Source organism: Acidovorax sp., assembly GCF_046314175.1.
Classification (GTDB): Bacteria; Pseudomonadota; Gammaproteobacteria; order Burkholderiales; family Burkholderiaceae_C; genus Acidovorax.
On sequence record NZ_JBKBXG010000030.1, the window covers coordinates 41,436 to 55,050 of the forward strand.

At 61.9% G+C, this 13,615-nt stretch carries 14 protein-coding genes and 1 tRNA gene; 11 read left to right on the top strand and 4 right to left on the bottom strand.

Translation table 11 applies throughout. From position 1 onward, the window contains the following. The first annotated feature begins 57 nt into the window (after nt 1-57). The 5 genes from ACK4OE_RS10740 to hemW all read left to right on the top strand — a co-directional run bounded on the left by ACK4OE_RS10740 (nt 58) and on the right by hemW (nt 4,964). On the top strand, nt 58-1,074 hold the full coding sequence (locus ACK4OE_RS10740) for a serine/threonine protein kinase (protein ID WP_409884804.1): 1,017 nt from the start codon (nt 58-60) through the stop codon (nt 1,072-1,074). Nucleotides 1,075-1,102: 28 nt separating this feature from the next. After that, a complete protein-coding gene (locus ACK4OE_RS10745; protein ID WP_409884805.1) occupies nt 1,103-2,005 on the top strand; it encodes a PP2C family protein-serine/threonine phosphatase in 903 nt (300 codons plus the stop codon). Between the two features lie 203 nt (nt 2,006-2,208). Beyond that, nucleotides 2,209-2,943, top strand: coding sequence for a ribonuclease PH (gene rph, locus ACK4OE_RS10750; protein ID WP_409884806.1), 735 nt, complete (start codon nt 2,209-2,211; stop codon nt 2,941-2,943). 67 nt (nt 2,944-3,010) lie between these two features. Then, nucleotides 3,011-3,610, top strand: a complete 600-nt coding sequence (gene rdgB, locus ACK4OE_RS10755) for an RdgB/HAM1 family non-canonical purine NTP pyrophosphatase (RefSeq protein WP_409884807.1) — start codon at nt 3,011-3,013, stop codon at nt 3,608-3,610. 106 nt (nt 3,611-3,716) lie between these two features. Beyond that, nucleotides 3,717-4,964, top strand: a complete 1,248-nt coding sequence (gene hemW, locus ACK4OE_RS10760; RefSeq protein WP_409884808.1) for a radical SAM family heme chaperone HemW — start codon at nt 3,717-3,719, stop codon at nt 4,962-4,964. Between the two features lie 22 nt (nt 4,965-4,986). Here hemW and ACK4OE_RS10765 read toward each other — a convergent pair whose 3' ends face one another. After that, nucleotides 4,987-5,334, bottom strand: coding sequence for an I78 family peptidase inhibitor (locus ACK4OE_RS10765; protein ID WP_409884809.1), 348 nt, complete (start codon nt 5,332-5,334; stop codon nt 4,987-4,989). A gap of 501 nt (nt 5,335-5,835) precedes the next feature. Between ACK4OE_RS10765 and ACK4OE_RS10770 the strand changes: the two genes are divergently transcribed. The 6 genes from ACK4OE_RS10770 to ACK4OE_RS10795 all read left to right on the top strand — a co-directional run bounded on the left by ACK4OE_RS10770 (nt 5,836) and on the right by ACK4OE_RS10795 (nt 11,878). Continuing rightward, a complete protein-coding gene (locus ACK4OE_RS10770; RefSeq protein WP_409884810.1) occupies nt 5,836-6,027 on the top strand; it encodes a hypothetical protein in 192 nt (63 codons plus the stop codon). Nucleotides 6,028-6,434: 407 nt separating this feature from the next. Beyond that, nucleotides 6,435-8,636: a TonB-dependent receptor gene (locus tag ACK4OE_RS10775; RefSeq protein ID WP_409884811.1), complete on the top strand. Its 2,202-nt coding sequence runs from the start codon at nt 6,435-6,437 to the stop codon at nt 8,634-8,636. An 85-nt stretch (nt 8,637-8,721) separates the two neighbouring features. Next, nucleotides 8,722-9,024 (top strand): DUF3649 domain-containing protein, encoded by a 303-nt coding sequence (locus ACK4OE_RS10780; protein ID WP_409884817.1) that lies wholly within the window; start codon nt 8,722-8,724, stop codon nt 9,022-9,024. Then, complete coding sequence (locus ACK4OE_RS10785) at nt 9,021-10,709, top strand: PepSY-associated TM helix domain-containing protein (protein ID WP_409884812.1); 1,689 nt, start codon at nt 9,021-9,023, stop codon at nt 10,707-10,709. Before ACK4OE_RS10780 ends, ACK4OE_RS10785 begins: the two co-directional genes overlap by 4 nt. Further along, the gene (locus tag ACK4OE_RS10790; protein ID WP_409884813.1) at nt 10,706-11,011 is read left to right on the top strand and encodes a DUF3325 domain-containing protein; all 306 of its coding nucleotides are present in this window, start codon (nt 10,706-10,708) and stop codon (nt 11,009-11,011) included. The genes ACK4OE_RS10785 and ACK4OE_RS10790 overlap by 4 nt, the downstream gene beginning before the upstream one ends. Before the next feature lie 318 nt (nt 11,012-11,329). After that, a complete protein-coding gene (locus ACK4OE_RS10795; protein WP_409884814.1) occupies nt 11,330-11,878 on the top strand; it encodes a hypothetical protein in 549 nt (182 codons plus the stop codon). 227 nt (nt 11,879-12,105) lie between these two features. On the opposite strand, the gene ACK4OE_RS10800 is transcribed toward ACK4OE_RS10795, so the two are convergent. The 3 genes from ACK4OE_RS10800 to ureG form a co-directional block, all read right to left on the bottom strand. Continuing rightward, the gene (locus ACK4OE_RS10800) at nt 12,106-12,573 is read right to left on the bottom strand and encodes a DUF4145 domain-containing protein (protein WP_409884815.1); all 468 of its coding nucleotides are present in this window, start codon (nt 12,571-12,573) and stop codon (nt 12,106-12,108) included. Nucleotides 12,574-12,891: 318 nt separating this feature from the next. Continuing rightward, nucleotides 12,892-12,979, bottom strand: a tRNA-Ser gene (locus ACK4OE_RS10805). A gap of 19 nt (nt 12,980-12,998) precedes the next feature. Then, nucleotides 12,999-13,615, bottom strand: a 617-nt coding sequence (gene ureG / locus ACK4OE_RS10810; RefSeq protein ID WP_409884816.1) for an urease accessory protein UreG, incomplete at its 5' end; no start/stop codon positions are given.

The following is a 13,615-nucleotide window of genomic DNA, read 5'->3' on the forward strand; positions in this document are numbered from 1 at the left end:
CTTGCGATCCGGCGATTATCCGGGTTCCGCTCTACCCCCGAGTCATCTTCGCAAAATATGTCAAAAATCAAACCGGCTCCTTTGCCGCCCGATACCGCTATAGGCGGCTACCGCGTGGTGCGCCGGTTGTCCTCCGGTGGGTTTGGTGTGGTCTATCTGGCCCTCGACACCGAAGGCCAGCAGGTTGCCATCAAGGAATACCTTCCCTCATCACTCGCCACCAGGGCGCCGGGCGAGTTGCTGCCCAAGGTGCAGTCCGAAAAACTCTCGCTGTACCGCCTGGGGCTCAAGAGCTTCTTCGAAGAAGGCCGCGCGTTGGCGCAGATCTCGCACGCCTCTGTCGTCAGCGTGCTCAACTTCTTTCGCGAGAACGAAACCGTCTACATGGTGATGAATTACCTGGAAGGTGCAACCTTGCAGGACTTCATCATCACCGCGCGGGACCTGAAGACGCAAAAGGTGTTCCGCGAGTCCACCATCCGCTCGCTGTTCGACGAGGTGCTGCGCGGCCTGCGCATCGTGCACCAGCACAAGATGCTGCACCTGGACATCAAGCCCGCCAACATCTTCATCACCGACGACAACAAGGCCGTGATGATCGACTTTGGCGCCGCGCGCGAGGTGCTGTCCAAAGAGGGCAACTTCATCCGCCCGATGTATACGCCCGGCTTTGCGGCGCCCGAGATGTACCGGCGCGATTCGTCGATGGGCCCCTGGACGGATATTTACGCCATTGGCGCCTGCATTTATGCCTGCATGCAGGGCTTCCCACCCAACGAGGCGCCCCAGCGGATTGAAAAAGACCGCTTGTCACTGGCGCTGACCAAGCTGCGCGGCGTGTACTCCGACAATCTCATCGAGGTGGTGGAGTGGTGCATGGCGCTCGATCCGCTGTCGCGCCCGCAGTCGGTGTTCGCGTTGCAAAAAGAGCTCAGCCGCGAGGGTGAGCGCCGCTACACCAAGCTCACGGTGGGTGAAAAGATGCGCCTGCAGCTCGACACCCTGGTGTCCGACACGAAGAAAAATGTGCAAAAGGTGGGTGAAGCCACCGGCATCGGAGCCAAACCCAAATGAACTTGAAGCCCTCTTTGCGTGAGTCGCTATGAAATTCTCGGTTTTCCAGATCAGCCGCCGTGGTGGCCGCGAGAAGAACGAAGACCGCATGGGCTATTGCTACACGCGCGAATCGGGCTTGTTTGTATTGGCTGATGGCATGGGCGGCCACCCGGAGGGTGAAGTGGCTGCGCAAATTGCGCTGCAGACCATCTCTGCCTTGTTTCAGCGCCAGGCCAAGCCACAACTCAAGGATGTGCAGGAGTTCCTGTCTGGCGCGCTGCTGGCAGCACACCACCAGATCCTGCGCTACGCCACCGACAAGGGCATGCTCGACACGCCGCGCACCACGCTGGTGGCGGCCGTTTTGCAGGGCGGCACGGCCACCTGGGTGCATTGCGGTGATTCGCGCCTGTACATGGTGCGCGACGGCGACCTGCTGACCCGCACGCGCGACCATTCTTATATGGAGCTGCGCAACACGCCGCCGCCCGGGCTAGAGCGCATCAACCGCAACGTGCTGTTCACCTGCCTGGGATCGCCGACCAAGCCCATCTACGACATCACCGGCCCGGTGTACCTGGAGCAGGGTGACCGCATCTTGTTGTGTTCGGACGGTCTGTGGGGCACGCTCAGCGACGAGGAGATTTCCAAACAACTGGCTCAGAACACCGTGTCGCACTCGGTGCCGGACCTGGTGGAAGATGCCCTGCGCAAAGCCGGCGACAGTAGCGACAACGTGACCGTGATCGCGCTGGAATGGGAAACACCCGACGCATTCGAGTCCACCCAGGGCGTCTCGACTGACAGCATCAGCGATGAAGTGTTTGCGTCCACCATCCAGGCGGGACCACTCGATGGCCTGGTGGATGATCTCGACGACGCCGCCATTGAGCGGTCCATCGCTGAGATCAACGAAGCGATTCGCCGCTCGGCCGCTCGGAAAGCATGACAACCCCCTGAGTCGCTGCGCGCCTTCCCCCTTCTCTCTAATCGCTGTGCGGTTCGGGAAGAGGGACACCGCCAGTGCACACAAGTAAAACGCATCTGGCCGTTTGGGTGGCCCTTGCACGGCGGTTGCTGGCCTTGGCCGCGCGTTGCGGGAGAGCCTTCGGTCATGTATGAGGCACGCCCATTTTTTTCACTGAAGATTCCATGACCACTTTCACCCGCACCGGCGACCGCGCCGCCAATCAGCTGCGCCCCGTGCGCATCACCCGCCACTACACGATGCACGCCGAGGGCTCGGTGCTGATCGAGTTCGGCAACACCAAAGTGCTCTGCACCGCGTCGGTGGAAGAGCGTGTGCCCCCGCACAAGCGCGGCAGCGGCGAAGGCTGGGTCACGGCCGAATACGGCATGTTGCCCCGTGCCACCCACACCCGCAGCGACCGCGAGGCCGCGCGGGGCAAACAGACCGGCCGCACGCAAGAGATCCAGCGCCTCATCGGCCGATCACTGCGCGCCGTGTTCGACCTCAAGCTGCTGGGCGAGCGCACCATCCAGCTCGACTGCGACGTGATCCAGGCCGATGGCGGCACGCGCACCGCCGCCATCACCGGCGCCTGGGTGGCGGCGCAGGATGCAGTCAACCAGCTGCTGGCCAGCGGCAAGATCACGCAGTCGCCTTTAGTGCAACCGGTGGCCGCCATTTCGGTGGGCATCGTGCAGGGCACACCATTGCTGGATCTGGAATATGTGGAAGACGTGGACTGCGACACCGACATGAATGTGGTGATGACCGGCGCTGGTCACTTTGTGGAAGTGCAGGGCACGGCCGAAGGCGCGGCGTTTACCCGGGCGGAGATGGACCAGCTGCTCACGCTGGCCGAAAAAGGCATCGCAGAGCTGGTGCAGCTGCAGCAGCGGGCACTGCTTGACACTCCATAAACTCTGATACTCATTAATTGATAGCTGCTAGCGCTTGCTGGATAAGCGCTAAAAGCCAATTTGACTCATGAAAATTGTTCTTGCATCCAACAACCGCGGCAAGCTGGCCGAGCTGCAGGCGATGTTCGCGCCCCTGGGCGTTGAGCTGGTGCGCCAGGCCGACCTGGGCGTGGGCGAGGCGGAGGAGCCGTTTCGCACCTTTGTCGAAAACGCCTTGGCCAAAGCCCGCTTTGCCTCGGCCCACACGGGCCTGCCCGCATTGGCCGATGATGCCGGCATGTGCGTGGACGCCTTTGGCGGCCTGCCGGGTGTCGATACTGCTTATTACTGCACTCAGTTCGGCTACGAAAAGAGCGACGACAACAACGTGCGCGCCCTGCTGGAGCAGTTGCAAGGCGTTGCCAACCGCCGCGCCGCCATGGTCAGCACCCTGGTTGCCGTGCGCAGCCCGCAAGACCCCGAGCCGCTGATTGCCGTGGGCCGCGTGGTGGGCGAGATCACCAAAGAACCCCGGGGCAGCAACGGCTTTGGTTTTGACCCAGTGATGTTCATCCCCGAGTTCGGCAAGACCTTTGCCGAACTGCCCGTGGAGGTGAAGAATGCCAACAGCCACCGCGGGCGTGCTGCACGGCAGATGCTGGAACTGCTGCGCGCACACTGGCTATGAAAACAGGAGCTGCTAGCGCTTAATAAATAAGGGATTCAAGGTGTTTTTTGTTTGAAAGCCTTATAAATAAAGCGCAAGCAGCTATTGTTTTGAGAGTTCACCCTTCATGACCATTCCCATTCACCCAGAGCCCACATCGGCAGCAGTCCCGGTGCGCGATGTCCAGCACTACATGCGCCCCGGCCTGCTGCAGTTGTCCAGTCTGCCGCCGTTGTCGCTGTACGTGCACCTGCCGTGGTGTCTCAAGAAATGCCCGTATTGCGACTTCAACTCCCACGAGTTTCGCGATGGTGTGGGCGACCCAGGCCAAGTGCCCGAGCAGCGCTACATCGACGCGCTGATGGCCGACCTGGAGGCTGCGCTGCCGCTCATCTGGGGCCGCACGGTGCACAGCATTTTTATCGGCGGCGGCACGCCCAGCCTGTTCTCGCCGGCCGCCATTGACCGGCTGATCGGCGACATCCGCGCCCGCCTGCTCCTTGCGCCCGACTGCGAGATCACGCTGGAGGCCAACCCCGGCACGTTCGAGAAAGACCGCTTTCGCGCCTTTCGCACGGCAGGTGTCACGCGGCTTTCAGTGGGGGTGCAGAGCTTCAACGACCAGCACCTCAAGGCCCTGGGCCGTGTGCACGACCGCAGCCAGGCGTTGGCAGCGGTGGAAGAGGCCGCCCAGGCGTTCGACACCTACAACCTCGACATCATGTACGCGCTGCCAGGCCAGACGCCGCAGGAGCTGGAGCAGGACATGCTGACCGCCCTGGCCTTCAAGCCGCCGCACATCTCCATCTACCACCTCACCATCGAGCCCAACACCTACTTCGCCAAGTTTCCCCCCGCCATCCCCGAGGACGACCAGGCCTACGCCATGCTCGACCGCATCACCGAGATGACGGGCCAGGCGGGCATGGCGCGCTACGAAATATCGGCCTATGCGCTGCCAGGCCACGCGTGTTTCCACAACACCAACTACTGGCAGTTTGGCGACTACCTGGGCATTGGCGCGGGCGCGCACAGCAAGCTCAGCTTTGCGCACCGGGTGGTGCGGCAGGTGCGCTTTCGCGACCCCGCACGCTATATGGACAACGCGCTGGCTGGACGGGCCATGGCACAGGACGAAGACGTGCGCCGCGCCGAGTTGCCGTTTGAATACATGCTCAACGCCTTGCGGCTGCGCGATGGGTTTGCGCTGCAAGACTTTATGGACCGCACCGGCCTGCCGGTTACCGCCATTTCCAAGGGCTTGGAGGCCGCCGAGCGCAAGGGGCTGATCGAGCGCAGCCTCACACATGTGCGGCCCACGGAGCGGGGTTTTGACTTTTTGAGCGATCTGCAGGAGCTGTTTCTGGCGGACTAAGCCGCGCTGAGCCTCCTGACCTTCAGCCGCAGTTCACCGCCAGGATGCGGCCGTTCGCGTCCACCTGCAGGTTCAGCCGTTGGGCGTTGAACTCCTTGGTAATCATTTGCCCCGGGCGCAGGATGCGCGCCATTTGCGCGCCGGACCGCACTCGGGCGGATTCCATGACGGACGCCGTGCTGGCCTGGCCCACAGCAAACTGGGCGGGCTTGGCGTCGCACAGCGCGGCGGGTGGGGGTGTCGGCGCTGCAGCGCCGGGGTTGCTGCCCGCAGGCGCAGCAGGTGCCTGTCCATAGCCCGCGCAGCCCGTCATCATCAGCAATGCAGCCGTGGCAATGCTGCCCGCGCAGGGGAAAGAAATCTTGAACATGTGGGGTCCTCCTGATGAGGTCACCACCTTACCTGAGTTGCATGGCGTGCAGGCTGCGGTGACTGAGGTGCGGTACCAGGACCGGGGCTTTGCCCACCATGTACCTGGCCAAGTCCACGGGACGCGGGTGTGCCGGATGTATGGCACCAGACGATTGAACGCTGCATCGCTATTGCGTACAGACACAGAAGTTACGGCGCACTGCGTGGCGGATTCGGCGCTGTCCTACAGGGCCGACCACGTTGCGGTTTTACTATTCATTTGTCGATTCCCTCTCGACATCCCTCCCGCTTGCAACGTGCAAGTGTTAAGCCCGCCCCGTGCGGGCTTTTTTTTGCGCGCTCGTATGGTGCCCTGCAGCTTGATCCCGCCCGACGTCCACAACCAGCGAGCAGGCTCAGGGTTTTTTGCGCCGCTGGCTGCTGCAAGGAATGGATCACGGCACCATTGGGTGTAACCGAATGTCATCGCTGCGCCACTGCTGCGCGCTACACAACAACAATGATCCTGTACAAGCCCGGAGCCCAGTTCCTGTTCAAAGGCCGTCTCGTCAGCGTGGACCACGTCATCATCCGCCGCACCGGCATGTGGGTGCGCCTGGCCAACAGCGACGAAACCTGTCGGCCGGAAGACCTGACGCCTGTGGCGCCGCAGACTTCAAGGCTGGTTGATGAAGGGGTGGGGCGCGGCTGACCTTGCGAGTGCCGTGCGGCTCCACCACAAAGGGTGGTGGTATTCAATGGGCGACACAAACAACGGGCCGTAAGGGGCCCGTTTTTGTTGGCTGGCAAGTGCGAAGAGCGGCCGCTGACAGAGGCATTGCGTGCTTGATCGTCATTTCTCAGCAGGCCCGCTGCCCGCCGAAAAAGAGAGGGACTGTCATGAACTGAGAGGGGAGCGAACGTGAAAAGTAGCGAAGTAGCACGTGTTCTTATGAATTAGAATGCGAATCGTTGCTATTAGTGTTTGCCTTAATGCGGTGGATGAAGCGCTGGGCTCTTGGCGCGATGCCCCTCTTGAACACATCCAAATTCCCTGGTCCTGCCGGGTTGAGTTCATCCGCATTTTTCATCGTCGTCGTTTTCTCCAAGGCCCTTCCCATGTATTCCTCGACTGGTTCGTCCTCGCGTGCAGCAAGCCGTTTTGCGCCCACTCCCTTGGCACTTCTGATCCGCCAATGCCTCGGCGTTGGACTGGCGTTTGTAGCGGCTGGCGCGGCAGCGCAAACCGCTGGGTCGGCCCCCGCTGGAGCGGCAGCACCTGCGGGCACGGTGTTGAAGGAGGTGATCGTGTCGGACCAGGCCGAAGCCATTGGCGGCCTGCAAAAAACCTACTCCGGCGGCCAGTTTGCGCGCGGCGGCAGCTTGGGGCTTCTGGGGAATACCGACCTGATGAACGTGCCGTTCAGCACCACCAATTACACGTCAGAGCTGATCCAGAACCAGCAGGCCCTGAGCGTGGCCGACGTGGTGATGAACGACGCTTCGGTGCGCACGCTGACCTCGCGCGGTGGCTTTGGCGACGACTTCCAGGTGCGGGGCTTTACCGTGTCCAACACGGACATCAGCATGAACGGCCTGTTTGGCCTGGCGCCCAGCACGCGGGTGCCGCTGGAGATGATCGAGCGGGTCGAAGTCCTCAAAGGCCCCGGCGCACTCGCTACGGGCGTGGGCCCCGGTGCCAGCATCGGCGGCAGCATCAACGTCGTCACCAAGCGCGCTGCCGACGCGCCCCTCACGCGCCTGACCACCACCTACATGGGTAAGTCGCAGTTGGGCGCCCACCTGGACGTGGGCCGCCGATTTGGTGAGGACAACCAGTGGGGCGTGCGCGTGAATGGGCTGGTGCGCGGTGGCGAGGGCAACATCGATGGTGGCAAGCAGAACCTGAACCTCGGCTCGCTGGGGCTGGACTACGTGGGTGCCCGCACCCGCTGGTCGCTGGATGCGCTGGCCACGCGCGGCGAGACCAAAGAATTCCGCCCGCAAACCAGCTTTGCGGGCAGCGCGCTTGCCGTGCCAGCAGTGCCCGACGCGCGCCTGAACTTCTACCCCGGCACCAATCTGCAGGACAACGTCAAGACCATCATGTCGCGCATCGAGTACGACCTGAACGACAACACCACGCTGTACGGCAGCCTGGGCTACACCGACCTGGACTACGAGCAGACCTTCCCAAGCGGCCGCCCCGATGCGCTGGGCAACTTCAACGTGTCAAACGCTTACTACGACCAGTACACCAAGACGAAGGCCGCTGACGTTGGCGTGCGCACCAAGTTCAAAACCGGTGGTGTGAGCCACACTTTGGCTGTGGGTGCGAACTACCTCGATCAGGAGACAGGCTACTTCTATGCCACGTCGACCACCACCAACCCTTCCAATCTGTACAACCCCGCGCCCCTGCCTGCGATGACGGTGGCACGTGGCGTGCCAGGCCGCAGCTTGGTCACCGATCAGTCCAGCCTTGCAGTGGCCGACACCATGGCTTTTGCCAACGACAGCGTTCTGGTCACGCTGGGCCTGCGCCACCAGACCATGAAGCAGACCAACTACAACGTGACCTCCGGCGCGCAGACCAGCAACTACAACGAGTCCGCCGTCACTCCGCTGGCGGGCCTGGTGTTCAAGCTGATGAAAAACGTCTCGGTGTATACCAACTACACAGCAGGCCTCTCGCGTGGCGCTACCGCAGGCCCCACCACCGCCAATGTCGGTGAAACCTTTGCTCCACAAAAGTCCAAGCAAAACGAAGTCGGTGTAAAGGTGGACTGGGGCCAGCTTACAACCCAGGCCGCCGTCTACCAGATCAAGCGCCCCGGCGCGATGACCGACCCCGTAACCAACGTTTACAGCTTTGGTGGCGAGCAGCGCAACCGCGGGCTGGAGCTGACGGCCTATGGCGAAGTGCAGCGGGGCCTGCGCGCCATGGCCAGCGCCTCGTTCAACAACGCCAAGCTCACGCGCACGGCCGGTGGTGTGAACCAGGGCAACAACGCTGCCGGCGTGCCAGACCGCACCTTCAACCTGGGCCTGGACTGGGACACCCCCGTGCAGGGCCTGAGCATCAACGGCCGCGTGATCAACACCTCGGCCGTCTATGCCGACGCCGCCAACCGCCTGCGCGTGGACGCCTGGACGCGCCTGGACCTGGGCGCCTGCTATGCCACCAAAGTGGCGGGCAAGCCCGTGGTGTTCCGCGCCAACTTGGAGAACGTCGCCGACAAGAACTACTGGGTGGTCAGCAACTACGTGACCGTGGGCGCGCCCCGCACGCTGATGCTGTCGGCAGCGGTCGACTTCTGATTGAGCGCAGCGCTTTCCTGTCGTCCTTTTATTGAGGCATTGAAATGAGATGGACTATCTCCGCGTCAGCTGTGGGGCAGCGCCAATGATGGCCGTGCTGCGTGGCGCCTGGCGTGCAGGCCCATTGATGTCGCGCGTCGTGGCCGCCATGGGTGGCGGCTACGCGGTGGCGGCACTGGCCAGTGTTGCGGTGCTGGCCCTGCCCATCAGCCGACCGCAGGCCGTGCTCACCGGCATGCTGGCCAGCTTCGCCCTCTACACCTGCGCAGTGATCTGGGTGTTTGCCGTGCGCAGCGCCTGGCGCGCATGGGCTGGCTTGGTTGTCGTGTCCGTACCGCTATTTTTGGCCGCCTGGTCGGTCTGGACGGCAGGAGGGGCCACACCATGACACAACAGCCTTCTAGCAACCCGGCAGGCCCAACGCCGAGCACGCCCAACAAAACACCCAAGGCGCCGGGCATCCGCCAGACCATGTCAGACCTGCACACATGGGCCGGTTTGTTGTGTGGCTGGCTGCTGTACGCCATGTTTCTCACCGGCTCGGTGAGCTACTTCAAGGACGAAACCTCGCAGTACATGCGGCCCGAGCTGCGCCACCCCGCACAGACGCCGGACCCGGCCGAGGTGGCCCAGCGCATCGTCGGCCAACTGGGCCAGATTGCACCCGGCAGCACCCAGTGGAGCATGCGCCTGCCCGACGAGCGCCACGCCACCGTCAGCAGCTTCTGGCGCCTGCCGCGCGGCGAGGGCAAGGGCGGTCGCGGTTCTGATAACGCCACGTTCGATTCGGTCACCGGCCAAAAGGTCGCTGCCCGCGAAACGGTGGGTGGCGAGTTCTTCTACCGCTTTCACTTTCAGTTTCACTACATGCCCGTGCGCTGGGGGCGCTGGCTGGCGGGCTTTTGCGCCATGTTCATGCTGGTCGCCATCGTCAGCGGCGTCATCACGCACAAGAAGATCTTCACGGACTTCTTCACCTTCCGCTGGGGCAAGGGGCAGCGCTCGTGGCTGGATGCGCACAACGCGCTGTCGGTCTTTGGGCTGCCGTTTCACCTCATGATCACCTACACCGGCCTCGTCACCCTGATGGCGCTGTACATGCCTTGGGGGGAGCAAGCGGCTTACAAAAACCCCGCGCAGCGCCAAGAGCTCACCGCCGAGATCAGTCCCTCCGTTCAGCCCGTGAAGGCCACGGGCCAGAGCGCGCCGCTGGCGCCCATCGACGCCATGGTGCGCCAGGGCCAGGAGCGCTGGGGGCACTTCAACGTCAGCCGCGTCATCATCGCCAACCCCGGCGACGCCGCAGCACGCGTGAATGTGGTGCGCAGCGAGGCCGGTCGGGTCTCCATGAGCCCGCAGTACATGGTGTTTGACGGCGTCTCGGGCCAACTGCTGCAAACCAAAGACACCGTGGGCCCCGCCGCCGAAACGCGGGGCGTGATGTATGCCTTGCACATGGGCCGCTTTGGCGACCTGCCCATGCGCTGGCTGTACTTCATCGTCAGCCTGGCCGGCACGGCCATGGTGGGCACCGGCCTGGTCATGTGGACCGTCAAGCGCCGCCAAAAGCTGGGCAACCCCGCGCGCCCCCACTTTGGTTTTATTTTGGTGGAGAAGCTCAACATCGCCAGCATTGCGGGCCTTTCCATTGCCATGGCTGGCTTCCTGTGGGGCAACCGCCTGCTGCCACTCAACATGGCCGAGCGCACGGCGTGGGAGGTGCATGTGTTCTTTGCCATCTGGGCGCTGACCTTGCTGCACGCCATGCTGCGCCCCGCGCGGCGCGCGTGGGTCGAGCAGTTCTGGGCTGCGGCGGCATTGCTGGCGTTGTTGCCCGTGGTCAGCGCCATCGTCACTGAGCGGCCTTTGTGGAGCAGCGTGGTTCAAGGCGACTGGGTGTTTGCGGGCTTCGAACTCATGCTGTGGGTGCTGGCTGGTCTGCACGTGTGGCTGGCGGTGCGCACGGGGCGCCACCAACCGCTTCAGCGCAAGGCCAACAAGCACCAAGCCGAGTCTCTGAATGGGGGTGCAATGCGCACAGGCGCCGCCATCGCTGAGGAGGGTGCTCGATGAGCCACCACTTGCTCACCTTCATCGCGTGTCTGGCTGGCTTTGGCGCTCTGGCATTGGCCACCGAGCGTCAGCAGCACGCGCTGTTTGACCAGGCATTGGCGCTGCGCGCCACCCGCGTGCTCAGGCTGGCTGGCTGGTCTGCGCTCATTCTGGCGCTGTATGTGATCGTTCAAGCGCAAGGCTGGGGCATGGGGCTGGTGAGCTACAGCGGGCACACCAGTTTGGCAGCGGGGGTTGTGCTAGGGGAACTGATTGTTCTCAGCCGGTGTCGCGGCAGGCGGGATCGAGGCGCTAGGCCCTGATGCTTGGCGGCAGATGTACCCGTTGATTGAAACGCCTGCAAATTTCTGGCGGTTGAATAGACCGACGCCAAAAGGGGAACAGCACCCCGCCCAGTGCATGGCAAATGACGTTACGCGAACTACCAAATTAATAGCGGCTGGCGCTTTTTGAATAAGCGCTGGCGGCTTATTTGGCGTTACTCGGTGAGTGGCCCGGATGGATAAACCCCGAGAGCACGCGGCAGCGCCATGCCTTTCGCTGCGCGGCGTGCATCAGCCCCGTGTGGTTTGCCCGGCGGGGCTTTTGCTATAACGGCCGTCCAAATAGAGGGGGGAACCATGGTGAACGAAGTTAGCTGCTGGTATGTGGACTGGGGAGCGCTTGGGGCATGGGTCGGGGGGATTGGGGCTGCCACCGCTGCCATTGCGGCGGTATGGGCAGTTGACCGCGAATCTCGCCGCCGGAAATCCTACTCGCGGTTCCTTCTTGAGCAGGATTTGGAGCGACTTGACAGCGCTAGCGACTCACTGAAGATCATGTCCGAGTGGCTTGATATGGCATCTTTCGTAGATCATGAAACAGGGGAAAGAGCCGATTGGGAAAAGCCATTCGAGGACGCTGAGCAACGCTACAAGAATTTGATTCGCGAATTCGAATATTTCGGAAATAGTGAACAGCAGTTTGTGTATCGCCCGCCATTTTCAGAACTTGGCAAGGCTCACGTTTTGGTCCGAGGGTTGAACGACCAGCTCGACGCGATTCACGGGCTTGGATATCACATCGATGAGGGTGCTGCCGCCACCGAGGCCAGAGAGGGGTCAGAGAGAATTCGAGCTGCGGTTGAAGCTCTTAGATGGAAACTTGGCATTGCGAAGGCCGTGGTCTAGACGCCAGCAATATGACGCATCCTAGTGGCAGCGCTAGGTCCAACTCACGTCCTGAGGCAAGGGGGGAAACCTTGAGAGGTCCGCCACTGGATACCGCCCTGTTCCGCACGCGCAGAAAAAATACCCTTGTTTGAAAAATGAATCAAACGCCGGAATTCAAAGATCGGCCGTCAGCCCGCATGAATGCTGAGTTTGAGGCGCTTTGAATTCCGATTGATTTGTCGATTTCAACTGCCTGACGGCGGCAACTCATCCTCTGCCGGAACCTTGCTTTTGCTGCGCAGCACCGCCAGGGTGGAGCCTCTGTCGTCATAAAAATCTTCGAGAATTCGCTGGCTGTAATGATGTGCAGCCTCCACGTCTTCACGTTGCAGTTCCCTCCATTCATCATGAAGCACGTCATTCCCAAGCACTCGGACTTCGTCGTGGGCCCTGCGTCGCCTTGATTCCGTGATTATTCCGTCAGCAGATGCGGCATCGATCTGCTGCTCAAGCGGTGTTCCCTTTTTAAGCTTGTAGCCGCTCGCGCGTAGAGTCTTGTCTAGGACTGATCGGAACAGCCCGGCCGCAGCTCTGAAGTTGCCATGACCCAAGCAAGATTCAGCTTCCCGAAACTCAGCAGCTATTCCCGCAGGAACACTAGGAGGCAATTTCAATTGCTGTGTTGTCTCTGGGTAGAAATCGACTAGGTCCATGTCGTAGCTGATGAAGCTACTCGAATCGGCACTGTTAATGGTTGCCAGCGCTGCCAAACCACAGCCCCCGCACCTCATTAGCACGCTATGCAACATCCCATTACGACCTGATTTGAGCCTCATTTCCCCGACAGCCACAGTCCCATAGGGTCTGCCTTGGGAAATGTACTGAAAGGTGCTCTTGGCTCCGTCGCAACCGGGGCAATGAGCAATCACAGAACCCTGAGAACCGAGTGTGGCCATACATCATCCAATTGATGGGTGCATTGGTGGGTAAAAAAAAAAAGCGCCCCGAGAGGCGCTTGTTTGCTGGTGTAGTGGCGGAGACTGTGAGATTCGAACTCACGGACGGTTGCCCGTCGGCAGTTTTCAAGACTGCTGGTTTAAACCACTCACCCAAGTCTCCGGGAGGGAAGGCGCGAATTCTAGCTGACTGCGGAGGCGGATTTTTTTTCCAGCATGCCCCGCGTCTCGATGAACTTCACCACATCAGCCACACCCGCCAGGGTTTTGAGGTTGGTCATCACAAACGGCTTGAGCCCTTGGGCGTTGGTGCGCATGCGGGTGGTGTCGGCGTGCATCACGTCCAGGTTGGCACCCACGTGGGGGGCTAGGTCGGTTTTGTTGATGATGAACAAGTCGCTTTTGGTGATGCCGGGGCCACCCTTGCGCGGGATTTTTTCGCCAGCCGCCACGTCGATGACGTAGATGGTGAGGTCGCTCAGCTCGGGGCTGAAGGTGGCGGCCAGGTTGTCGCCGCCGCTTTCCACAAACACGATGTCGGCGTTGGGGAACTCGCCCAGCATGCGGTCGATGGCTTCGAGGTTGATGGAGCAGTCTTCGCGGATGGCGGTGTGGGGGCAGCCGCCGGTCTCTACGCCCAGGATGCGCTCGGCGGGCAGGGCGCCGCTCACGGTGAGTAGGCGCTGGTCTTCCTTGGTGTAGATGTCGTTGGTGATGGCGATGAGGTCGTAGTCATCGCGCATGGTCTTGCACAGCATTTCCAGCAGCGTGGTCTTGCCGGAGCCCACGGGGCCGCCGA

Coding starts and splice junctions, on each gene's coding strand:
- ACK4OE_RS10740 (WP_409884804.1), top strand. CDS start 58: ATGTCAAAAATCAAACCGGCTCCTTTGCCGCCCGATACCGCTATAGGC.
- ACK4OE_RS10745 (WP_409884805.1), top strand. CDS start 1,103: ATGAAATTCTCGGTTTTCCAGATCAGCCGCCGTGGTGGCCGCGAGAAG.
- rph (WP_409884806.1), top strand. CDS start 2,209: ATGACCACTTTCACCCGCACCGGCGACCGCGCCGCCAATCAGCTGCGC.
- rdgB (WP_409884807.1), top strand. CDS start 3,011: ATGAAAATTGTTCTTGCATCCAACAACCGCGGCAAGCTGGCCGAGCTG.
- hemW (WP_409884808.1), top strand. CDS start 3,717: ATGACCATTCCCATTCACCCAGAGCCCACATCGGCAGCAGTCCCGGTG.
- ACK4OE_RS10765 (WP_409884809.1), bottom strand. CDS start 5,334: ATGTTCAAGATTTCTTTCCCCTGCGCGGGCAGCATTGCCACGGCTGCA.
- ACK4OE_RS10770 (WP_409884810.1), top strand. CDS start 5,836: ATGATCCTGTACAAGCCCGGAGCCCAGTTCCTGTTCAAAGGCCGTCTC.
- ACK4OE_RS10775 (WP_409884811.1), top strand. CDS start 6,435: ATGTATTCCTCGACTGGTTCGTCCTCGCGTGCAGCAAGCCGTTTTGCG.
- ACK4OE_RS10780 (WP_409884817.1), top strand. CDS start 8,722: ATGATGGCCGTGCTGCGTGGCGCCTGGCGTGCAGGCCCATTGATGTCG.
- ACK4OE_RS10785 (WP_409884812.1), top strand. CDS start 9,021: ATGACACAACAGCCTTCTAGCAACCCGGCAGGCCCAACGCCGAGCACG.
- ACK4OE_RS10790 (WP_409884813.1), top strand. CDS start 10,706: ATGAGCCACCACTTGCTCACCTTCATCGCGTGTCTGGCTGGCTTTGGC.
- ACK4OE_RS10795 (WP_409884814.1), top strand. CDS start 11,330: ATGGTGAACGAAGTTAGCTGCTGGTATGTGGACTGGGGAGCGCTTGGG.
- ACK4OE_RS10800 (WP_409884815.1), bottom strand. CDS start 12,573: ATGGACCTAGTCGATTTCTACCCAGAGACAACACAGCAATTGAAATTG.